This window comes from Rossellomorea vietnamensis, assembly GCF_001305855.1.
Classification (GTDB): Bacteria; Bacillota; Bacilli; order Bacillales; family Bacillaceae_B; genus Rossellomorea; species Rossellomorea vietnamensis_A.
In genome coordinates, this window is sequence record NZ_LIXZ01000004.1 from 181,645 (window position 1) to 204,183 (window position 22,539).

The 22,539-nt window shown below is 44.7% G+C and carries 17 protein-coding genes; 12 read left to right on the top strand and 5 right to left on the bottom strand.

All coding sequences use genetic code 11. The annotated features are described in order from the left end of the window. Positions 1–44: 44 nt before the first annotated feature. A complete protein-coding gene (locus AM506_RS07155) occupies positions 45–620 on the bottom strand; it encodes a TetR/AcrR family transcriptional regulator (RefSeq protein WP_060671799.1) in 576 nt (191 codons plus the stop codon). A 243-nt stretch (positions 621–863) separates the two neighbouring features. Between AM506_RS07155 and AM506_RS23295 the strand changes: the two genes are divergently transcribed. The 7 genes from AM506_RS23295 (at position 864) to AM506_RS07185 (ending at position 7,825) form a co-directional block, all read left to right on the top strand. Next, positions 864–998 (top strand): hypothetical protein, encoded by a 135-nt coding sequence (locus AM506_RS23295; protein WP_268788380.1) that lies wholly within the window; start codon positions 864–866, stop codon positions 996–998. A gap of 147 nt (positions 999–1,145) precedes the next feature. Continuing rightward, positions 1,146–1,970: an SDR family oxidoreductase gene (locus AM506_RS07160; protein WP_060671800.1), complete on the top strand. Its 825-nt coding sequence runs from the start codon at positions 1,146–1,148 to the stop codon at positions 1,968–1,970. Between the two features lie 349 nt (positions 1,971–2,319). Beyond that, positions 2,320–3,240, top strand: coding sequence for a methyl-accepting chemotaxis protein (locus tag AM506_RS23390; RefSeq protein WP_060671801.1), 921 nt, complete (start codon positions 2,320–2,322; stop codon positions 3,238–3,240). A gap of 590 nt (positions 3,241–3,830) precedes the next feature. Then, positions 3,831–5,096: a GTPase HflX gene (gene hflX / locus AM506_RS07170; RefSeq protein ID WP_060671802.1), complete on the top strand. Its 1,266-nt coding sequence runs from the start codon at positions 3,831–3,833 to the stop codon at positions 5,094–5,096. A 205-nt stretch (positions 5,097–5,301) separates the two neighbouring features. Further along, the gene (locus AM506_RS07175; protein ID WP_060671803.1) at positions 5,302–5,778 is read left to right on the top strand and encodes a DUF2243 domain-containing protein; all 477 of its coding nucleotides are present in this window, start codon (positions 5,302–5,304) and stop codon (positions 5,776–5,778) included. A 34-nt stretch (positions 5,779–5,812) separates the two neighbouring features. After that, positions 5,813–6,607: a cytochrome c oxidase assembly protein gene (locus tag AM506_RS07180; protein ID WP_235576060.1), complete on the top strand. Its 795-nt coding sequence runs from the start codon at positions 5,813–5,815 to the stop codon at positions 6,605–6,607. Positions 6,608–6,757: 150 nt separating this feature from the next. After that, complete coding sequence (locus tag AM506_RS07185; RefSeq protein WP_152968544.1) at positions 6,758–7,825, top strand: carbohydrate-binding protein; 1,068 nt, start codon at positions 6,758–6,760, stop codon at positions 7,823–7,825. Positions 7,826–7,869: 44 nt separating this feature from the next. Here AM506_RS07185 and AM506_RS07190 read toward each other — a convergent pair whose 3' ends face one another. The 3 genes from AM506_RS07190 to AM506_RS07200 form a co-directional block, all read right to left on the bottom strand. After that, positions 7,870–9,288: an alanine/glycine:cation symporter family protein gene (locus tag AM506_RS07190; protein ID WP_060671805.1), complete on the bottom strand. Its 1,419-nt coding sequence runs from the start codon at positions 9,286–9,288 to the stop codon at positions 7,870–7,872. A gap of 274 nt (positions 9,289–9,562) precedes the next feature. After that, positions 9,563–10,666 (bottom strand): DUF1648 domain-containing protein, encoded by a 1,104-nt coding sequence (locus AM506_RS07195; protein ID WP_235576061.1) that lies wholly within the window; start codon positions 10,664–10,666, stop codon positions 9,563–9,565. A gap of 3 nt (positions 10,667–10,669) precedes the next feature. After that, positions 10,670–11,053 carry a GntR family transcriptional regulator gene (locus AM506_RS07200; RefSeq protein ID WP_060671806.1) on the bottom strand — a complete coding sequence of 128 codons (384 nt, stop codon included), beginning with the start codon at positions 11,051–11,053 and terminating at the stop codon, positions 10,670–10,672. Positions 11,054–11,319: 266 nt separating this feature from the next. Here AM506_RS07200 and AM506_RS07205 point away from each other — a divergent pair, with 266 nt between their 5' ends. The 3 genes from AM506_RS07205 (at position 11,320) to AM506_RS07215 (ending at position 16,550) form a co-directional block, all read left to right on the top strand. Next, entirely contained in the window at positions 11,320–13,020 is a 1,701-nt protein-coding gene (locus AM506_RS07205) for a transglutaminase domain-containing protein (RefSeq protein WP_060671807.1), read from the top strand. A 132-nt stretch (positions 13,021–13,152) separates the two neighbouring features. Beyond that, a complete protein-coding gene (locus AM506_RS07210) occupies positions 13,153–15,366 on the top strand; it encodes a bifunctional diguanylate cyclase/phosphodiesterase (protein ID WP_235576062.1) in 2,214 nt (737 codons plus the stop codon). Between the two features lie 146 nt (positions 15,367–15,512). Then, complete coding sequence (locus AM506_RS07215) at positions 15,513–16,550, top strand: hypothetical protein (RefSeq protein ID WP_060671809.1); 1,038 nt, start codon at positions 15,513–15,515, stop codon at positions 16,548–16,550. Positions 16,551–16,642: 92 nt separating this feature from the next. On the opposite strand, the gene AM506_RS07220 is transcribed toward AM506_RS07215, so the two are convergent. Beyond that, a complete protein-coding gene (locus AM506_RS07220) occupies positions 16,643–16,999 on the bottom strand; it encodes a DUF488 domain-containing protein (protein ID WP_060671810.1) in 357 nt (118 codons plus the stop codon). A 193-nt stretch (positions 17,000–17,192) separates the two neighbouring features. Here AM506_RS07220 and AM506_RS07225 point away from each other — a divergent pair, with 193 nt between their 5' ends. Next, the gene (locus AM506_RS07225; protein WP_060671811.1) at positions 17,193–17,885 is read left to right on the top strand and encodes an ABC transporter ATP-binding protein; all 693 of its coding nucleotides are present in this window, start codon (positions 17,193–17,195) and stop codon (positions 17,883–17,885) included. Continuing rightward, complete coding sequence (locus AM506_RS07230; RefSeq protein WP_060671812.1) at positions 17,882–22,429, top strand: FtsX-like permease family protein; 4,548 nt, start codon at positions 17,882–17,884, stop codon at positions 22,427–22,429. Before AM506_RS07225 ends, AM506_RS07230 begins: the two co-directional genes overlap by 4 nt. The last annotated feature ends 110 nt before the right edge of the window (positions 22,430–22,539 follow it).

Genomic DNA, 22,539 nt, shown 5'->3' on the forward strand with positions numbered 1-22,539 from the left:
AATGAACGTTCATTCCGCGTGAGGCATGAGAAACAGATCGTTTCTCACACATGTAATCGAACAGCATCCCACATACTTTCCTCTACTTCTGAAAGCATGGAAGTATCAGGCTCTAATTCCCCGATCCGGACAAGTCGCTGAAGCTCGAGAAAGGCACCATAAAGAATGGCGATCAATGCAGTCGAAGGCAGATTCTTGATGACCTTCTTTTCTTTCCCAAAATCGAAGAAGCATTTAAATAGATTCAACAGTTCCGCGAAGCATGTGTGACTTTCTTCATTCAGGAAATGAGCGCTGCTATGTGTTCGGATGAAGTAGAGCGCCTGGCTTTGTTCTTTTGTAAACTGAATCATTGATTGGAAAATATGATGAAATTGATCCCGTATCGATTGCTCGTAAGGGAAAGCATTTTCCACTGTTTCAGTAAAAATCTTCACATATTCTTGAAATATCGTATTTCCAAGGACTTCTTTATTTTCAAAATAGCGATAGATGGTTCCTGCTCCCACGCCTGCAGACGAGGCAATCATGGGAATCGTCGTGGCATCATAACCCCGCTCTCCAAATAGAGCCAGTGAACTCGCTACAATGCTCTCCCGTTTATTTAATGCCATTGACATACCGACTCAGCCTTTCATAACGGTAATGCGGAATGAATGTTCATTCCAGTATAGTGTATACCCATATAAAGGTTATCTCAATCACACGAAATACCCATTGTTTGTGAAGGTTTTGTTAAGAAGGAGTACTGCCCTTTTTTTCTCTTCTATTATATTAGCCGGTCCGATTCTATCATTTTTTCATAGAATAAGTTTGTAAGAGAGCTCACTTACTAGAGTTATAAATAGAAAGGGGGGATTTAGATGTCTTTAGGACTTGTCACCTTTCTGATTGCCGTATTATTGCTGGTCGCTTGGCTATTAGTATCGATCTTGGCTCCAAACAGCAACCTGGTAACTGTATTGAAAAACGCCGTTTGCAGTACTTTGGGATGCTAGTATAATTTCATTTAAGAGGGACGGACCTCCAAATGCCTTTCATTCGAGGATGAAACAGGCTTCAGGGAGGTCCGTCCCTCTCTATGTTTACTATTTCACATAAGGGGAAAATACTTTCCATGAGATATTTCAAGGAGGTTTTACTTTATGGGAAGGTTAGAAGATAAGGTTGCGGTGATTACAGGAGCTGCAACTGGGATTGGGGCAGCGACTGCCAAAGTGTTTGCGCGTGAAGGAGCGACTGTGGTATGTGCAGATGTGAATGAAGAGGAAATGAATAGAACAGTGGACGAGATCAAAGATGAGGGCGGAAATGCAGTGGCATTTCAAGTTGATGTTTCCAGTGAGGAAAGTGTCACGTCATTTGCTGAAGAGATAAAGAAGAAATTTGGTGTGATCGATGTCCTCTTTAACAACGCAGGGGTCGATGAACAGGGTGGAAAAGTGCATGAATATCCTGTCGAACTATTTGATCGAATCATCGCAGTGGATCTCAGAGGTACCTTTTTATGCAGCAAATATTTAATCCCGCTTATGCTTGAAAACGGTGGGTCCATTATAAATACGGCGTCCATGTCCGGGCAAGCGGCAGATTTGGACCGGTCTGGCTACAATGCTGCAAAGGGAGGCATTATCAACTTTACGAAGGGCATGGCGATTGATTATGCAAGACATGGCATCCGTGTGAATTCTCTTTCACCCGGAACAATCGAGACTCCTTTAATTGACGATCTTGTCGGGAGCAAACAGGATAAGATGGGAGAGAAATTCAGGGAAGTCAATAAGTGGATCACACCGATGGGCCGTTTGGGTAGGCCTGAAGAAATGTCCACGGTGGCCCTGTTCCTCGCATCGGATGACAGCTCCTACGTAACTGGTGAAGACATCACAGCAGACGGAGGCATCATGGCTTACACATGGCCGGGTAAAATGCTGATCGAAGAAGAAGAGTGGAAAAAGGGCACTGAATAATATGTATGAGGGACGGACCTCCAATCTTACGGCATCCTTTACATCATAGGGTTGTATGTGGGATGGGGGTCCTTTTTCGTTTAAATCTTCAAATGGGAGAAGATTTATAAAATTCAGAGGATAATAGTTGTTAATTAATGAGTTACCTAGTAGGATAGTCTTACAAATATATAAGTTGGAAGCAAAGATCATTCATTGGTAAAATGGGCGCTGTTTGTGAATAGGAGAGAGTGGCGCAACCGGCCAGCACACGCCAAACGGAGAGCCTTTATAACAACGACTAATTTCTCTTTGGTACATATTTGTCTTGTCTCTACTAATACTGTTCAAAAAGAGGAAGTGTTGCGAAGTGCTGAAAACAAGATCAAGAAATAGTACTCAAGTGTTTGGGGAATCTGCTTTACTTGCAGCCATTGAAGAATCGCTTGCCATGATTGAATTCGATGTTAACGGAAATGTGTTATGGGTGAACGGGAATTTCGCAAGTACGATGGAATATGATGCAGAAGAAATGATTGGGTTGCACCATCAGGCATTTTGTACAACGGAGTTTGCCGGAAGTCTGGATTATAAGAAATTGTGGCGGGACTTAAGAAGTGGGAAAAGCTTTCAGGAGAAAATTCAGCGGGTCACGAAGACTGGGAAACTTCTTTGGCTTGAGGCTACATACACACCAGTTTATAACGAAGAAGGAAAGCTTGAAGGTGTTGTCAAGATTGCGACGGATATTACGGAGCGGGAAACAACGATTGAAAAGGTCGCTTCTGAATTACAGAAGATGTCTGAAGAGTTAAGTGAAAAAGCGGAGCAGGGTATGACAAGAAGTGAAGAAGCGGCCATGGCCACGGGGAAACTGGTGCATGACTCGAATGAGAATATGGAAACGCTGAAGTCTCTTACTCTGCAAGCAAATTCAATCGGTAATATTGTCAAAACGATTAGGGACATTGCGACTCAAACTAATCTCCTTGCGCTGAATGCAGCGATCGAAGCGGCACGGGCCGGAGAACATGGAAGAGGATTCAATGTCGTAGCCGGAGAAGTCAGAAAGCTTGCCACGAGGGTCCAGGATTCAATTCAGGAAGTGAACTCCCATGTGGAAGGAATCACAGGCGAAATCAAGAAAATCAATGAAGGTACGGTCCGGTCACAATCAGGCATTTCAAATAACCAGGACCGCAACCAGCAGGCCGTCCTCGCTTTCAAAGAAATCGGCAGCACAGCCCGGCGACTCGACCTCCAAGCTCGGGACTTCAAAGATCTCCTGTAGGCTTGAGGGACGGACCTCTTAATTACCCCTTATCCGTTTGTGAATTTACCGGAAAAGGGGAAGAATGGGGGGTTCTTTTCTTTAGTGAGGTAATGTGGTGAGGGACGGACCTCAAAATATCCTTTGCAGGAACTCTTAATCAATGGATTTGGAGGTCCGTCCCTCAAACCATATCTTCCCATCCATCACGGGGTGTGGTAGAATGGTTGTAACTTATGAGAAATGGAGGTTTTCCTTTTGATTTTGATCAGACTACGCATCCGCAATTTGAACGCTTAATTGAATAAGTTCAAAGGCTCTGCCTGTGTGCAGGGTAAATGGGATTGGTCTGACTATTTTTAAAGGAATTCTTCATTTAACGTGAAATGAAGGAAGGGAGTGTCCATGACACTCTCTTAAAAATAGAATTGAATACTTACCAAGAGGCGCTATTTTGTGTTTTTTATTGAAAAAAACACAAAAGGGGAAAATGCGGTCTTCTTCTTGTGCCATTGGTAGATTCAAATCCATTTACAAAAAGCACAGGCGGAGGCCTGTGTTTTTTTCTGCACCATCATTACCAAAATAACCAAACAGGAAGTGACTATGTAATGGAAGAAAGATTAAAAGCCATCGCCATAGGCGTTAATACGAAGGATAAGAACAATGACTTTGAGTATTCGATCTTAGAGTTGAAAGGATTGGCCGATGCCAGGCAAATCGATGTCGTCGGCGAACTTACGCAAAACCTGCCCCGGCCGAATCATGTGCATTATATCGGAAAAGGGAAGATTGACGAACTGTTGCCACTTATTGAAGAATGGGATGCCGATGTTCTCATTACGAACGATGAGCTCTCTCCCTCGCAGATCAGGGTCCTTGAAGAAAAGCTTGATGTGCGGGTGATGGACAGAACGATGCTGATTCTTGATATTTTTGCCGAACGGGCGAAAACCCGTGAAGCCCAACTGCAAGTCGAGGTGGCACAGCTGCAATACATGCTGCCCCGTCTGGTTGGTCGCCGGGAATCACTGGGTCGTCAGGGTGGCGGTTCGGGGCTTGCCAACCGTGGAGCCGGTGAAACGAAGCTTGAGCTTGACCGCCGACGGATTGAAGAAAAAATCACAGCTTTGAATAAAGAACTGGATTCACTCGTTGATTTGCGAACAACACAGCGAAAGCAGCGGAAAAAGAGTGAAATTCCCGTCGTGTCCCTTGTGGGATACACGAATGCGGGTAAATCAACGACCATGAATGCATTTGTCGAAACCTTCCATCCAAACGAGAACAAACAGGTATTCGAGAAGGATATGTTATTTGCGACCCTGGAGACATCGGTAAGGAACATCACCCTGCCGGATAAAAAAGAATTTCTCCTGACAGATACGGTCGGGTTCGTGAACAAACTGCCCCATCAGCTGGTCAAGGCGTTCCGTTCCACTCTGGAAGAAGTACTGGAAGCGGATCTCATCATACACGTGGTAGACTATTCTGATCCCCATCATGAGAAATTGATGAACGTGACTGACAAAACGCTTGAAGGCATTGGAGTAGGAGATATTCCGGTCATCTATGCCTTTAATAAAGCAGAGTTAGTGGAAGGAGAAGTTCCGAGAGTCGAAAAGGATCGAATTTATTTATCGGCCAAGAAGAGAATCGGGATGGACGAATTGCTCCATGTTGTGAAAAGCTATATTTTTAAAGACTACAAAAAGTGTCAGATGCTTATTCCATTTGATAAAGGTCATTTGATTTCTTATTTCAATGAACAAGCAAATGTAGTGGAAACAGAATATGAAGAATCAGGGACGAAATTGACCCTTGAGTGCAAGGTAAGTGACTTTGAGAAGTATCAACAGTATATCGTTCATGAATAACATGGAAAGACAGGGCCTTTTTCTAATCGAAAGGTCCTGTTTTTTACTTTTAGTATTGCCGGGTACTTCACGGGAAACCTATCAAGAATAGGTTCAGACGGGTATTTCAATACATCTACCGGGCACTTAGGACGAGTCTTAAGAAAAGTTTACCCATATTCAGGAAAGGGTAGAGTGGCTAATAATAAAGGAGGATGCTGTAACAATGATAGCAAACTACACAAAGACGTCTTCAACTCGGAATCTATGGGCCGGTATCTTATTTGGGATGGGGATCGTGGCATTTATCGATGAAGCAGTATTTCATCAGTTGCTTCATTGGCATCATTTTTATGACAAGTCCACCACATCGATCGGGCTCGTATCTGATGGTTTTTTTCATGCATTTAGCTGGTTTGCTACTATCGGTGGTTTGTTTATGTTCGCTGACTTACGCCGTAAGAAAGGGCTGTGGAAGAAAAGATGGTGGGGAGGCATTTTGCTTGGAGCAGGAGGGTTTCAATTGTATGACGGAACAGTGCAGCATAAGCTGATGGGGCTTCATCAGATCCGTTATGTGGAGAATCTCCTTATCTATGATATGGTCTGGAATGCGAGTGCGGCAGCTATGATTCTTGTCGGGGTTGTAATGGTATTGAATACGAGATATAGAAAATATGAGAATACCGCAAATGCAAACTGATCATTCTATCTTAAACGTATCTCAAGGAGTGGGAATGAATTCTCATATTCTACTAGCCGTTCCTTTTATAGTTGTATTAATACTGTACCTCCTTGCTGTGGTAGTTTCCAATCGTAAGCATAAACAATGGCCGATTTCCCGTACAATTTTATGGATCATCGGTGTCGGCTGTGCAGTGGTTGCTGTATCAGGACCGGTGGCTCAGCGGGCACATATGGAGTTTTCTTTTCATATGCTTGGTCATCTGCTTTTAGGAATGCTGGCCCCTCTTCTGTTGGTACTCGCTGCTCCGATAACACTTACACTGCGGACGTTGCCAGTCACCCTTGCCAGGAGACTGTCCTACATACTTAAAAGACGCATTATGGGAATAGTGAGTGACCCCATTGTCGCTGCCATCCTCAATGTTGGAGGTCTGTGGGTTCTTTATACCACCAGTTTGTACGAGGCAATGCATCACAATATACTCCTATATCTATTCATACACATCCATGTCTTCCTGGCTGGATATCTTTTTACAATATCCATGATTTATATTGATCCGGCCCCGCATAGAACAGGATATATTTACAGAGGGATTGTATTGATTCTTGCCTTGAGCGGACATGGCATCTTGTCTAAATACATATATGCCTACCCTCCGATCGGAATACCCCGTGAGCAGGCACAGAGTGGAGGGATGCTTATGTATTATGGCGGTGATATGATTGATTTGATTCTGATCGTAATCTTTTGTTATCAGTGGTATAAGGCTGTCCGGTCGGGAATGAATATTAGCAGGAACAAAGACAATAAAAATTTAGAGAAGCCAATGCCGTTTAAAGGCTAATTCCGATCATAAGGGTATAAGCACCCAGGTTTTAGGGTGCTTTTTTCTTTATGGAAAAGTATACTTTAACCTTTACAAAAAAACGTCAATCATTGTACATGCTCACCCATCTGGGCTTCTGCATACAGTAGGCTTGAGGAGGGATGCAGTATGTTTTTTCAGCGACGCTATCCGGTTTATCCAACAGCATATGAATGCTACCCATTTGGAGCAGAAGTAAGAAACGATTATGAAGATATGTTTTTACCTCATACTTATCAGCAATATGTTCCATACCAGGATTACTTTCCGCAGAACTATTCTTTTCAGGGATATGCTTCAGACCCTGTTTACACGGATCCATTTGACTCCCGGGCCAACTGGAGGGAATGGGAGGATCTTGGGGCACCGCCACGGGGGATGAAGGGTTCACCTGCCGTTGCATCCTGGCAGGCAAACCGGCTGGATACGTTTGTCAGAAGTGAAAACGATCGAATGTATCATAAGTGGTGGGACGGTTCCCGCTGGAGTGATTGGGAGGACCTCGGAGCTCCAAGACGGGGATTAAAGAGTTCGCCTGCTGCTGTATCATGGGGCAGAAATAAGATTGACACCTTTGTAAGGGGAAATCGGGATACGCTCTTTCATAAATGGTGGGACGGCAGAAGTTGGAGTGAATGGGAAGACCTTGGAGGGCCGCCACGGGGCTTCAAGGGAGATCCGGCGGTATCATCATGGTCAGCCAATCGGCTTGATGTGTTCGTCCAGGGATACGACAATAATCTTTGGCATAAATGGTGGGACGGCAGAAACTGGAGTCAATGGGAGAATCTGGGCGCTCCAAGAGGCGGCTTGAGGGACTCACCGGGTGCCGTGTCATGGGGACCAAATCGGATCGATTGCTTTGTACGTGGAAACAATGACCGGATGTGGCATAAGTGGTGGGACGGCTCCCGCTGGAGTAATTGGGAAGATCTCGGATCGCCGCCTCGTGGCTTTGAAGGAGCTCCTGCAGCATCTTCGTGGGCAAACAATCGAATCGACACCTTCGTCCGTGGAGACAACAACAATATGTGGCACAAATGGTGGAACGGTTCCCGTTGGAGCAACTGGGAGGATCTTGGTGCACCACGGGGAGGCGTGCGTTCCTCACCGGGGGTCGTTTCCTGGGGACCAAACCGGGTGGATGCCTTTGCCAGAGGAAGAAATGACCATATGTGGCATAAGTGGTATGCCTGATCAAATTCAAAAAACCGGCGTGACAGGGGTCACACCGGTTTTCTTTAACTTGCTTTTCTTTTCGGACGAGCTTCCAACATAGGCATATATTCATTAAAATAATGTTTTGTCTCCGAAACGATGACTTTATAGAGTAATAGTAATGCAATCAGGTTCGGAATCATCATCAAGGCATTGGACATGTCGGCAAAGGCCCAAACCAGGTTTAAGTTCGCGACTGCCCCAAGTCCAGTGGCAAAAATATAAATAAGCCTGTAGGAGTTGGCAAATCGATAGTTTGTCAAATACTCAAAGCATTTTTCTCCATACATGTACCATCCGACGATCGTCGAGAACCCGAAGAAGATGACGGAGAAGGATACGATATATTCTCCGACTATACCAAGAGCATGTCCAAACGCGGCGCTCGTCAATGCCCCGCCGTCAAGACTCGGAGCGTGCTCGATACCTGAAATCGCACCGCCTGTCGGATCCCAGAAACCTGTGATCAACAGGACCAGACCGGTCATCGTACACACGACGATCGTGACGATGAATGTTCCTGTCATGGCTACAAGTGCCTGCTTGACCGGGTGGTCGGTTTTCGCATTACCGGCAATGAGTGCTGCCGTACCAAGACCTGCTTCGTTTGAGAAGATTCCTCTTGATACCCCGCTGCGGATCGCTTCTGAAATAATGATCCCTGTAAATCCACCTGCAGCTGCGACAGGATTGAATGCGTAGAAGAAAATCATTTTAAACGCTGGAATGATCATATCGTAATTCAAGACGATGATCAGAAGTGAACCACCGATGTACAGAAACGCCATGACCGGAACAAAGAAGGAAGCGACGGTACTGATCCGCTGAATCCCACCGAAGATGATCAATCCTGTCAGGACAGCAAGAACGATTCCTGTTACCAGATTGCTAATGTGAAAGCTGGTACTCATGACGTCTGCAATCGTATTCGACTGCACGCTGTTCCCAATGCCGAGAGCGGCGAATGCACCGAACAATGCAAATGCCACCGCAAGCCACTTCCACTTACTTCCGAGGCCCTTTTCTACATAATACATAGGACCACCGGAGTATTCCCCGTTTTTATTTTTCACACGGTATTTCATGGCAAGCAGGGCTTCTGCGTATTTCGTTGCCATCCCGAGCAGGCCGACGATCCACATCCAGAAGATCGCCCCGGGTCCCCCGATGGTCAGGGCCGTTGCCACTCCGGCAATGTTCCCATTTCCAATCGTTGCAGATAAAGCTGTCATCAGTGTTTTAAAGTTGCTGATATCCCCTTCTGATTGATCAGAGGATGCGGAAGGCTTCTCTTTCGTGAATGCAAGTTTAAAAGCATACATCAGTTTACGGAACTGAAGTCCTTTCAGCATAAATGTTAAGAATAGACCCGTACCGAATAATAGTACTAAACTTGGTGTCCCCCATAAGAATGAATTAATCTTGTCTAGCACATCTAACATAGAATCCTCCTTGTCATCTCTTGTTGTAAACGTTTTCTTTGTGAGTTTCCATCTACTATTTATATAGTATTCCGAACAATCTGTCCATAATAAAAGCCGAATTTCCAGAGATTGAGCCTTTTTTAGTAGGGACGGACCTCGGTTTCAGGTGAATAATGGAAGTGTTCAGTAGGAAGACAAATTGTGTAATCCGCATAACAAAAGGGACGGAGCTCAAATCAGCACGACGTTTGCGTCACGCCTTTGCTTGATTTTCGAGGTCCGTCCCTGTGCATCATATGAGGGTCACGATTAGTATGACCAGGAGTGGTCCGATGAGTATGATGTATCCCAGTGGTCTTGCGAAATTCAGGGTCCAGCCTACTCCGAAGCGTTTTTCGACGAAGATGGAAGGGTCTTCGGGATTGAAGTAGAAGAGGCCGCCTTTCCAGTATTGATCATCATCTGCGTTGATCACTTCGGTGGATCCTTCATCGAGGATTTCAACATCCAGATCTGAGTCCTTTTTCCCCACCTTAATGGCGAGGACGACTGTCCCTATAAGGACAAGTGCAGAGAAGGCAAGTGGCATCGCGATGATCAGCAGGTCACTGACGCTGTTTTCGTACAGAGTGGTGAACTGCAGGAACGTAAACAGCATGGAAACCAGGATGGAGATGAAGAACAACAGCCAGCTTGTGTACTTTCGAAGTCGCAGCTGACGAATGCGGGATGACTTGACATTCCCTGCGCTCAGCTTGATGCCGGAATTTCTAGTAAGTTCATTGATCCCGAGGAACATGGCATTCATCACCAGTAGCACGATAGGAAGGGTTAAAGCGGCAAGATACGTTTTACCGGTGAAAGCATCAGGCTTGCCATCAGGTCCCCAGTGGGTAGGGATCTGGTCCGGTAGACTTGCGTAATTTAATAAAGTAAATACCACTAACCCTATTGTGATGACCATGGGGACGACATATACGATCCATGGGAGCATTTCATCTTTCGTTCTGAGGTTTATCTCAGAAACGCGAACCTGTTTGCGGTCCTTGAACCACTTCTCTTGCTTTTTCATTTGCGTCACTTTCATATGGTAATAAAAATAAAGGGCCATAGACATGAATAAGATGACAAAGGGCATAAATAATCCCGCAAATATGAGGTGATTTTCGGTGAGGGAGTTCATCGATGCCCAAACAAAATAGGTGGCCAACACGATTATTGAGATGAACAATGTCAGGGTGGCATAACGTTTTTTATACAGACGAAGTTGGACATTCTTTACCTCATTAACAGGAATGGTTACACCGAACACCACCGTTCGTTTTACAATGAAAGGAACCGCCATTTGAAGTGCTGCCAGAAAGCCTACCGTGACGAAAATAAGTGTCATTTCCATTTTTTAATCCCCCTTAACGTTTGAAATGATGGATGCGACTAATTCGGCAATCTCTTTTTCGCTCATGCCTGCGACGAGTGATTCGACTACTATCGGCCGTAATCCTTCTGATATCTGATTCAACCTTTGCGTTGGAATCGTTCCATCGGTAGGTGAACAAATGACCGCACCCGACTTAGGAACAATCCGGATCACTCCTTTGCTTTCCAATTCATGATAGCTTTTATTCACGGTATGCATGTTCACACCAAGGTCACCGGCAAGACTCCGTACAGAAGGAAGGATATCCCCTGGACGCAGTTCATTTCTGACAATCCCTTCCATGATTCCGTTTGTTACCTGAGCATAAATCGGAGTATCCGATTGAGGTTCAATTTGGATAAACAAAGTGTCACCTCCTAGTTTTGTTATATGTTAAGTATAACAGAATTGTTCTAGTATGGGTATAACAAAAAGTTGAACTTCCAGAAAAAGTTAGAATCTTAGTTGTTTAGTGGTTATGATTAAGAGGGACGGACCTCAAATCAGTCTCTAATTCAAAAGAAGACATCAAAATTAGAGGTCCGTCCCTTAATTAATAGTAAAATAGAATCAGAAACTTATATCTGTGTAGTTCGTATGTGTAGGAAGTATAGAAGTTTGAGGAGGAAGACATGAGGGAGAAACGTTCGTTTTTGATTTTAATAGTGTGTTTGTTAAGCAGTTTCCTGTTTGTCACGGCATGCAGTGACTCGAATGCCAGCAGTGGGGAAGCGAAAGCCGATAAAAGAGAAGAATATCCGTATGAAAAAGAAGTAAAGAAAATGAACGAAGAGATCGGGGAAGAGGAGCCTCTGAAACTTACATCCTACAGCGAGGAAATCGGTGTCACAATCAATGAGCCGACATATAAAGAATTCGCTGCAAATGGAAAGGTGAGCGTGAAGGGGGAAATTGAAAAGTATCAAGATCTGAAATCGGACTTTGCCTGGATAAAGGTCAGGGCGAATGAAGAAGGACCAGCAGGAAGGCAACTCGAATATTACACACCGATCGAAGACGGCATGTTCAAGCAGGACATCCACTTTTTCAACGGGAAAGGTGAGTATAGCGTCTCTGTGCAGCTCCCGAGCAAGGACCGTGAAAATTACTACTATGATACGGCGTCTTTTACCGTCCATAATGTGAATCCTGAGATTAATAGGGATGTGACCCTGACTCCATTTGGCCAGGATGCGGAACTGTCATTAAGTACGAAATCCAGCTATGTCAAAGGCAATGAAGTCTTTTCTTTAAAAGGAGAGGCTGCCAGCCTTTCGGATGAAGATACAATCATGCTCAGACTAAAGAAGGATTCAGATAATTGGAAGCAAGTCATCCCCGTGAAGGATGGGGAATTTAACTATGATGTTCCCTTGTTTTACGGAAAAGGGGTTCACGAGCTTGAAGTGCTGGTTCCGGATGGAGACCGTGAAAATTACTACCAGACGGCGACCACTCTTCTTATAGATAACGAGTCCGCCCGGGTGATGAGCCCGATTGAGTATGCGGATACGTATCGTGAGCGGGGAGTGACCCTCGAATTTCCTCGATTTGGGGGAGAGGAGTCGGATGGCCAATACAGGATTAAAGGAAGCATCGATCCGGAAGCAGAATTCGGCCGAGAAACGACGCATATTTATATCACCACCAAAAAAGGGGAGGACGAAGCGTTGGATGTCATCCCTGTTGAAGATTTCAACTTTGATGATTCGTTTTACCTGCGATTTGGGCCGGGAACGTATGAAGTGACCCTCAGTGTACCTGAAATCAAGGAAGAGAACAGTGATTACTTCAGGTTTTTCGGCTTTGCGAAGTTCGAAGTGGAATCCACAGGTGAAGACAAGCGGGATCTACTGCCTTCACGTGGTGTTCAGTCGGACTCCCCTGAAATCAAGGGGCAGGCAGAAACCGTCACTTCAGGAAAAGGGAGTGACAGGGACAAGGCAAAAGCCATCTATGATTATGTCGCAAAGAATGTCTCGTATGATGTTAAAAAGTATGAAAATGATGATTTCAACTGGGATGACAGTGCATTGAAAACACTGGAATCCAAAACCGGCGTGTGTCAGGATTATGCGTACCTGGCGATTGCCATGCTTCGTGCCAGCGATATTGAGGCGAGATTCGTGGAAGGCAGGGCAGGGGGCATTTTCCCGGGCAGGCATGCGTGGGTGGAAGCGAATCTTGATGGGGAATGGGTGACCCTGGATCCGACATGGGGATCCGGTTACTTGAAGGACGATAAATTCGTTCCTGCATTCAATGAAGATTATTTCGATCCGGATATGAATGAATTTAAGAAGACACACACTCGGACGGGTGTGTCGTATTGAATGAAGAACCAACTCTTAATAGCGGGAGTTGGTTCTTTTTTAGTGTGACAGGAAATTTTTAGCTGTATTGTGAATGAAAGCCATAAATAGTACACTTGGATAAGTAGAAATTCTATATTCAGGAGCGTAATGATGTTTTTTACACAAAATAAGAAAACAGTCCTCATACTTTTTATCACCATGATCTTCTTAGAAATCCTCGATTTTTCATGGAAGACAAATGATCAAACGAATGGTGAAGGGTCATTATTTCTTCACACAGGTTTAGTGGTCTGTATGCTTGCTCTATTGTTCATCCTCTTTAGGGGGAATTGGAGTGCTTCCAGGGAATTATCCAATAGCAATAAGAATTTAAACAATATTTTTGAGACGCTGGATGTGGCTATTTGGTCCCATGATTTGAAATCAGATGTCCTCTTGATCACCCCGGGTATTGAAAAATTGTATGGATATCCGTTGAATGATTTCTATCAGGATACACTTCTATGGAAAAAAGTGATTTATCCCGAAGATATGCCGGTATTGGAAGAGAGAGCGAAGAATCTTGGTTCCGGTCAGGCATGTGTGAGCATTTACCGGATTATTAGGCCGGATGGCCAGGTTCGCTGGATACAGGACCGGGGCATCCCAACCTTGGATGAAGACGGGAAAATGACTTCTTTTACGAGTGTGTTGTTTGATATCACCAACCGAAAAGAGAGTGAAGATCAATATCGCAGTTTAGTAGACTTGTCCCCGGATATCATTGCAGTGATCAGTGATCAAACGTTTGATTATATCAATGTAGCGGGAAGCAGGATGATAGGTGCAGATAGCCCGGCAGACATCATCAACCAAAATGTCTCCAGGTTTACCAGTGCTGAAAATATCAGGAGGGTTAGGGAAGAGACCTATGGCTCTACCTCAGGTGAACGTTTTGAACTGACCGTGTATCGCTTTAACGGTGATGAGATAGAGTTGGAGATTTCAGCTATGCCCATTTTATATGGTGGGAGGACGGCCATTCAATTGGTTGGCCGGGATATCACGAATCGAAAGAAAGCTGAGAAGACGATTCATGTCATGGCCTATTATGATTCACTGACCGGTCTTCCAAATCGGAATAAATTCAAACAACATTTAAGCGGATCTTTACGTGACAATCCGGATCAATTGATGGCGATTTTATTTTTGGATCTGGATCGCTTTAAAGTCATTAATGATACAAAAGGGCATTCAACTGGAGATGCCATATTAGGGAAAGTCGCCTCTCGATTGAAAAAGGTTGTAAGTGACAAAGGGATTGTGTTTAGACAAGGAGGGGATGAATTTATTATTATTCTCTCCAATATGAATGAAGGAGAAGTTGCAGAAACTACGAAAGAAATTTTACAAAGTTTCATAAGTCCGATCTTCATTCAGAAACAGGAATTCTTTGTCACCCCGAGTATCGGTATCAGTATGTATCCAAAGGATGGGAGAGATCAGGAGAGTTTAATTAAACATGCTGACACCGCCATGTATTTAGCCAAGGAGCAAGGGAAGAATAACTATCAGTTCTATTATCCGGAACTAGAAAAGGCTTCTTCAAGGAATATGGAGATTGAAAATGGACTCCGAAAGGTATTGGAATTTGACCAATTATGCCTCCATTATCAGCCGAAAGTGGACCTCAATACCCATAAAATAATTGGTGTAGAAGCGTTGATACGCTGGGAGCACCCTACATTGGGGATGGTTTCTCCGGCTGAATTTATTCCACTGGCAGAAGAGACCGGGTTGATCATTCCGATCGGGGAGTGGGTGTTGAGAGAGGCTTGTAAACAGAGCAAAGAGTGGGAAGAGACCGGAATGGGCATCATTCCTGTTGCTGTCAACATATCCGTCAGACAGATTAAGGATGGCGGATTTGTTGAAATGGTAAAAGAAATATTATCAGAATACAAATTTAAGCCTGACCGACTTGAGCTGGAGATAACAGAGAGCATTATGCAGGACTTTGAAATCTCAACGAAAGTTCTCAATAAGTTGAAAAAGGTGGGCGTCATGATTTCCATGGATGACTTTGGAACGGGTTACTCGTCATTGAGTAATTTAAGGCACTTACCGATTGACAGCATCAAAATCGATAAATCGTTCGTGGATGATATTATGGAAGACTCCAATCAGGTTTCCATTGTCAAAGCCATCATTGATATGAGTCAAAATATGAATTTTACAACCATAGCAGAAGGCATAGAAATGGAAAATCAAATGTTGTTCCTGAAGCGGAACGGCTGTCAGATTGGCCAGGGATACCATTTTAGCAGGCCATTGCCTCCTTCTGAGTTGCGATTATCTTTAATCGAGAAGGAAACGACGCAATAATTTGAGGGACGGACCTCCAATTCGTGATGAAACCCAGGGTTTTATTGCATATTGGAGGTCCGTCCCTCTTTTCAATTGAGAAATGTTAAACTTATATAGTTGGTATCTCGGGTTTGGGACAGAAAGGAGGCCACTAAAGGAAAAAGATGAAGACTGTAGAAAACAAAAACAGCATCGATCCAGCTTCAGGTGCCATCATTATGGCTATTGGAATCTTTCTTTATGCTGCCATTGATGCTTTTACATGGGTGAATCACATCACTGCAAAAATACTGATTGTTTCCTTAATTGTGCTGACTGCCATTATATATAAATCTCTTATTCAGCAGTTATTTAATAAAACAGATAGAATTCTTTTACTCAGGAAACCTGTACCTTCATTCGTCATTGGATCATGGATTGCGGGTATTTCGGTAATGAGTAATGTGATTGTCAAATATTTTCCTGATAAGAGCGAGGCGGTTCAAGTTGTCATGCTACTCAATACACTGATGTGGCTCGGTTTTATGGCAAGCTGCGTCTATCAGTTTAAAGAGTTGTTGAAACGGCCGACAGCACATCCCACTAATGGTGTGGTGTTACTGTCTACCGTTGCTACCCAGTCAGTAGTGATTTTTTGGGTGAAGCTTTATCCTTCTCTTCCAGAGGGATTGCTGATTGGGGCGATATCACTGGGAGCCTTTTTTTATTTTATTGGGATTACGCTGATGATCGTTCGTTATGGCAGAGGAAGCCGTTGGACACTCATCGATGATTGGCCGAGTACAAATTGTATCATCCACGGTGCTTTATCCATTACGGGCCTTGCGATCGTGTCTTCTGAGATGTTGTCCGGAAGGATTATCATGATTTTTTGGCTACTTGTATTTGTCCTGCTGATTGGAGTGGAATGGTTGGAGATGGTGAGAGCCGTCAAGCGGATTCAGAAACTGGGGTGGAAAAAGGGGATCTTCACCTATCATATTAGTCAGTGGTCGCGGAATTTTACCTTTGGAATGTTCTATGCTTTTACGATGACCATGCACGATACCCCTTATTACTTGAATCGTTTTTATTCGTTTCATGAAGAATTCTTACATGTTTGGGCGTGGATTGTGTGCCTGTTTCTCATAGCAGAGATTGGTTTATGGGTGGGATCAAATCGATATTTGCTTGAAAGAAAGAGTAAGGAGCGCGTGTCTTGAGTACATTTATCTTGTTTATTACACATTGAGGGACGGACCTTCAATCAGCGAATGACCGAATGGTATTCTGCCGATTTAGAGGTCCGTCCCTCTTACATATCTTCTAGAACTTCTTTTAGCACTATGGCATGGTTATGCTTTTCATCTTTGGCTCCGTAGAGTAGAACGACACGTTCATTTTCTGCCATTACTTTCAGTTCCCGCAGTTTTTTTTGTTTTTCTTCATCTTGATAGAGTTCGTCCTTATAGGATTGTTTGAACTTCTCGAACTTTTCGGGGTCGTGGTTAAACCACTTCCGTAAAGAGGGGCTGGGTGTAATTTCTTTCATCCACTTTTCAAGGTTCGCATCTTCTTTCGATATCCCACGGGGCCAGACACGGTCGATCAAGATCCGGTGACCTCCCAATCGGGGAGGTTCATCATAGATTCGTTTCAAAATGATAGACATCGTAAACCCTCCTTCTATTAACAGGATAAATGGGAATGGGGCAAGAAGCAACGGTCCTCATCCCACATCATATATCCCCAACCCAACATCCTAACAACAAGGTCCGTCCCTCATGCGTTTTCAAATAATTGTAATATGTTTGTAGTATTTCTGTTATAATTGTTAAAAAATTCAAAAATAAGGGGGCTTTTGGATGGGTAATGGGGTCAAGGTTGATGGGGTATCTAAGATATATAAAGGTGAAGGTGTAGAGACTCATGCTTTATTGAATGTAACGGCTGAATTTCAGGAGGGGGAGTTTGTCTCCGTCGTTGGTTCATCTGGTTCGGGAAAGTCAACGCTATTGAGTGTGATCGGGACGTTGGATCGTCCAACGGGTGGGAATATCTTATTCGAGTCAAAGGATGTCACTGAATTCAGTCAGCGTGAGATGGCTGATTTCAGGTTTGAGAACATCGGTTTCATCTTTCAACAATTCCATTTGATCCCTACCATGACGGCGTTGGAGAATGTAATGGCACCTCTTTTCTCTAGGAAAGTTCCATATGATAAAAAACAGCGGGCGAAAGAGTTGCTGGAGTCAATAGGGCTTGGTGATAAGTTACATTCCCTTCCTTCTCAATTGTCAGGCGGACAGCAGCAAAGGGTGGCGATCGCACGGGCATTGGTACACGAACCTAAGTGGCTGTTGGCCGATGAGCCGACAGGCAATCTGGATACAGAAACAGGGGAGCTCATCTTTCATATCATAAAATCGCTCAATAAAGAAAAAGGCTGTGGTGTCATTTTTGTCACCCATGACTCCGAACTTGCCGAGAAGGCGGATCGAATCATTGAGATGAAGGATGGCAGGATTATATCTGATCGGATGGTGGGAGCCCTGTGATCCGCTTTATATGGAATACGTGGTGGCGGAACAAGCAGCGGTTCATCCTGTTGATCATCGGAGTCCTCCTTTTAAGTGTCGGACTGAGTTATCTCGTCGGGATGACGCAAACCAATAATGGGACGATCGTCAATGAATTACAGAAAAGATGGAAGTCTTCCTATCACATGGTGGTGAGGCCGCCTGATTCAAGAAGCGTCACGGAAGATATGAATCTATTAGAACCGAACTATTTGAGTGGGCTTGACGGAGGCATCACTCTGGAACAATATGAAGCAATTAAAGAAATGGACGATGTCAAGATTGCAGCACCCATCTCTATGATGGGGTATGTGTTCAATGGCGTTCAGATGGGAGAGTTAAACATTACAGAACCGGGAGTTTATCGCTTGAATCAAAAAGAAGTGGTTCAGACCGGGGCGAAGGAGGAGGTCAATGACGGGAATTATTATTTTACAGTGGGAGGCGGACAGTATTCGATGGACCCTGCTTATGGGGTAGGGGAATCCACTGCAGAATTATCCTACGGTACACAGGTCCTCGTTGCAGGCATCGATCCCGAACAGGAAGCGAAGCTTGTCGGACTGGACAAAGCTATGGTTGCTGGAAAAGGGAGCCGGTATTTTTCGGAAAATGATGAGGTCATGGATATCCCCCTGGATGAGAACCTGAACGATATATCCATACCCGTCATTCTAAGCAACCGTGAATTCGTTGATGGAGAAATTCACTATACAGTGGAAAAGCTCGATATGCCATTTGATTCCGACAGTCAGGATGCAACCATGGAGAAAGTGAAGAAGAACGGCGGGGAGAAATATTTAGAGAAGCAAACAGGGAATGTCGTGGAAGAAAAGAGTTTTACTACACAGGAAGCGCACGAAAAAATTGTCAATGCTGTCATGAATCCAAGTTTCGAAGCAGGTTTGGGGGGAATGAGCTGGATGGCATTTAAGCCGTCGCCGGTGGAATACAAGCCGGTCACCAGCCCGTTTCGGGAAAGATGGGCTTTCAGTTATGAAGTGGAACCATACAGTTTACCTGAGGATTCTCTCCTCGCTGTCGAACAGGCGTACAGGCCGGTTGAAGTGTTCGGAGAGGATAGCACAAACTGGCCAAGGCTTCAACTGGATTACATCGGGATCTTTGACGCCCAGAAGCTGACCATTTCGAAAGATCCCTTGACGGAGCTGCCTGTTGAAACGTACTTTCCTTCGAAAGCCAGCTGGGTAATAGATGAGAACGGTGATCCCGTCAATCCCCCAGTCACGATGAAACCTGAAAACAATCCTTATGGTTTCCTGACGAAGCCTCCATTGATGTTGACGACCCTGGATGCGGCAGCTCATGTTCTGGGGGACAAACCCATTTCAGCGATACGTGTCAACGTGAAAGGGGTCGATACGTTCAATGAAGATAGTGAAGCCTCCCTTCAAAAAGTGGCAAAAGAAATTGAAGAGAAGACGGGATTGATTGTGGATGTAACGTTAGGCTCCTCCCCGCAGCCTGCTTTGACTCATATCCCGGGCATTCAGGGGGAAAAGGGGTTTGGCTGGATCGAGCAGCCGTGGATTAAGATTGGTTCCTCGATCACGATTTTCAAAGAAGCAAAGCTCGGGGTGTCAGGAGTGGTGGGGAGCGTCATCCTGGTGGCGATCGTATATGTGTTTTCCTCCAATCTCATCATGATGTATGCACGCCAAAAGGAGTTTGCCGTTTTACTTTCGCTGGGGTGGCGTCCGAATCAGCTTTCCAGACTCCTGCTCCTTGAAGCGCTATTGCTGGGTATGGTGGTATCTTTTATCAGCTGGCTCATACTGGCATGGTTTTCAGTAACGAGCGAACTAGAAACATCCTATATTCGAGTCGCCCTCATCGGATTGATCGGACTGACGATTTATATCGCAGGTGCACTCATTCCCGCCTATCTTGTGAAAAAAATCAGACCATACGAAGCAATGCGGTCAGGGGAAATCTCCCTTAAACACAAGCGGGTGGCAAGGTCTGAATCAGTGGTCGGAATGGCGGTTAATTCAATGGTGTCCAGGTGGAAACGGACCGTTTTATCCGTGGTTTCCATGGGTCTGCCAACGGGTCTTCTTGTCTTTTACTTATTCATTACCTTTCGATTGAAAGGGGTCATGTATACGACCTGGTTAGGGGAGTATGTGGCCATGGAAGTAAGCACCATGCATTATGTGGCCATGGGGATCGCTCTCTCGATTGCCATCCTGACAACGGCTGAAATCATCTGGCAAAACGTAGCTGAGAGACAGCCCGAAATATCAGTGTTTAAAGCCCTTGGCTGGAGTAATGGAACCGTTCGGATGCTTGTCATTCTGGAAGGGATGTTCTCGGGAGCACTTGCGGGTGTCGTTGGCCTGCTTTTTGCGTTTACGTTAATCTGGAAGATCTACGGAGGCTTCCCTTTCACCCTTTGGTGGATCTATGGGGCCGCCCTGTCAATCCCTGTCGTTACGGGAATCATCGCAGCCGTCCTGCCTGCGGGGAAGGCAGCCAATACTCCTCCTTATCAGGGACTGAATGGAGGATACAGCAATGATAAGAAAGTGGAAAAACAATTCAAATACATTCTCTCAGGGGCAGCAGTCATCCTCCTTCTCGGTGTCATGACCTTAGTAGGGAAGGGAGTTCCCGAAGTGCAGAAAGTTGAAACCGCCAAAGTGGCATCTCCCGTGAAAGAACAAGGAACAGAAGGAAAGACAACGTCGGCCTTTGCACCCGGTAAGAAAGAGGAGGATGAACCACAGGAGGATGCTCCCCTCGCATTTTTAAAAGCAAAAGAACTTGCTGGAAAGCAGACAGAGCTCGGTGAAAAACTGGACCTTGATCAGCAAACGATCCTTATCGAGCCACCGAGTAAAACACCATCCGAATTAAAGGCAAAAAAGAATCATCAACTTATCACCATGCCCATTAGCTGGGACGTTAAATATAGTGATCCCAATTCGAGCAGTCTTTCTTTTAAACCAGGTGCCTATTTCCTATTGGATGAAAAGGAGAAAAGGTATTATCCAGTGGAAACGAAGATTGTGGATGAGGTGAATTATCGTGGGGGGAAATTGGTGTTCCCTGGTAGAGTGACGGCATTATTGACGTTTGAAGTGCCGAAGAAGTATGAGCGCTTTTTGATAAGCGGAAGGATACCTGATAATTCCAAAGAAGTAGTGGCCGAACTTACGAGAGAAGACCTGAAAAAGAGCAGGGAGCCATTTTCTTTGAAGAAAACCGGTGTTTCCCCGGGTGCAGCAGCTGATTATACGTTGAAGATGAAGTTAGATAAGGATGACAAATGGAGCGTGGAGGCCGATATCAGAGTCACCAATCATTCGGAAGAAGCGTTCGAGGATATTGGATTTTATTTCATTCCAAATGCCTTTACGGAAAAACATAAACCAGATTTTCTTAAAGGTCATGGGGAGACCAGTATTCACACCATTAACAGTACCGGTGAGGATCTCCAGTACTCCTTGGATGGAAATCAGCTCCTAGTCGACCTTGACGAAAAGCTGCAGCCTGGTGAAACGAAATCGATCAGCATCGACTATAGCTTGAAACTACCGGAAGATGGATTGCGATTATCGCAGAAAGGGGAAGACTTCTTTCTTGCACAGTGGTACCCGATGCTTGCGACGTATAGAGATGGTTGGGACATTGAACCTTTCGATCCCAAAGGCGAATCCTATGAAACAACCTATGGAAACTATCACGTTTCCTTTGAAACACCAGAGAAATATTTAGTCGCAAGCTCCGGCGACGACGTGTTGGATGAACCTGTGAACAAAGGGGAAATCGAAGGAGGGAGTATCAGGGATTTCTATCTCGCGTTCCTGAGCCCAGAAGAATGGGCACAAAAGACAGAAAAAGTGAAAGTCGGGATGTATCGAAACGTGGACATCCGCGCTTTTATGAAAAAAGAACAAGCTTTCATCATGGACGATGTGCTAAAAAATGCAGCTAATTCTCTTCTTTTTTACCATGATAACATTGGTGAGAATCCGACTCGTGAATTGGATCTCATTGCAAATAATGGAGACATGGAATACTCCAATATTGTAGAAATATCGGACGATCCCGATGGATATGAACATCCATTGTTCCATGAAATCGCTCATCAATGGTTCTATCAGGGAGTGGCGAACAATCCTTATCGGGATGCATGGCTCGATGAAAGTCTCGCTGAATTACTATCCTCCTATTATCTCGCATATGCATATAAGGACGAGGGAAAAGCCTTTGCGTTTTCGAATCAAGTGTTGAATACAGTGAAGCCGGAAGAGTTCTTAAATACTCCGCTGAATGAATTTGAAAGGAATTATATTTCAACGGTGTACGGAAAAGGGCCCCTCCTGTTGAATGATTTCTTCAAGGATAATGGGGGAAGAACGGAAGCATTGACCTTCCTGTCCGCTTACTACAAAGAGTATCAATACAAACATGTTGATTCTGACACCTTTGCACAATTCTTCGAGGCATACTACGAAGGCAGCCAAAAAGAATTCCTGACAGGATGGCTAGAATAGAAAGTGAGAGGGACGGACCTCCAAATGAGGGCTTTGTTGGAGGTCCGTCCCTCATTGTGAAAGATGACAATCGTGATGGATTCTCATAAAGAAAGTTCTTCTTGTTGCTA

Bases quoted from the DNA above. Each gene is read 5' to 3' on its own strand.
- AM506_RS07155 (WP_060671799.1), bottom strand. From the start codon at position 620: ATGTCAATGGCATTAAATAAACGGGAGAGCATTGTAGCGAGTTCACTG.
- AM506_RS23295 (WP_268788380.1), top strand. From the start codon at position 864: ATGTCTTTAGGACTTGTCACCTTTCTGATTGCCGTATTATTGCTGGTC.
- AM506_RS07160 (WP_060671800.1), top strand. From the start codon at position 1,146: ATGGGAAGGTTAGAAGATAAGGTTGCGGTGATTACAGGAGCTGCAACT.
- hflX (WP_060671802.1), top strand. From the start codon at position 3,831: ATGGAAGAAAGATTAAAAGCCATCGCCATAGGCGTTAATACGAAGGAT.
- AM506_RS07175 (WP_060671803.1), top strand. From the start codon at position 5,302: ATGATAGCAAACTACACAAAGACGTCTTCAACTCGGAATCTATGGGCC.
- AM506_RS07180 (WP_235576060.1), top strand. From the start codon at position 5,813: ATGAATTCTCATATTCTACTAGCCGTTCCTTTTATAGTTGTATTAATA.
- AM506_RS07185 (WP_152968544.1), top strand. From the start codon at position 6,758: ATGTTTTTTCAGCGACGCTATCCGGTTTATCCAACAGCATATGAATGC.
- AM506_RS07190 (WP_060671805.1), bottom strand. From the start codon at position 9,288: ATGTTAGATGTGCTAGACAAGATTAATTCATTCTTATGGGGGACACCA.
- AM506_RS07195 (WP_235576061.1), bottom strand. From the start codon at position 10,666: ATGGAAATGACACTTATTTTCGTCACGGTAGGCTTTCTGGCAGCACTT.
- AM506_RS07205 (WP_060671807.1), top strand. From the start codon at position 11,320: ATGAGGGAGAAACGTTCGTTTTTGATTTTAATAGTGTGTTTGTTAAGC.
- AM506_RS07210 (WP_235576062.1), top strand. From the start codon at position 13,153: ATGTTTTTTACACAAAATAAGAAAACAGTCCTCATACTTTTTATCACC.
- AM506_RS07215 (WP_060671809.1), top strand. From the start codon at position 15,513: ATGAAGACTGTAGAAAACAAAAACAGCATCGATCCAGCTTCAGGTGCC.
- AM506_RS07220 (WP_060671810.1), bottom strand. From the start codon at position 16,999: ATGTCTATCATTTTGAAACGAATCTATGATGAACCTCCCCGATTGGGA.
- AM506_RS07225 (WP_060671811.1), top strand. From the start codon at position 17,193: ATGGGTAATGGGGTCAAGGTTGATGGGGTATCTAAGATATATAAAGGT.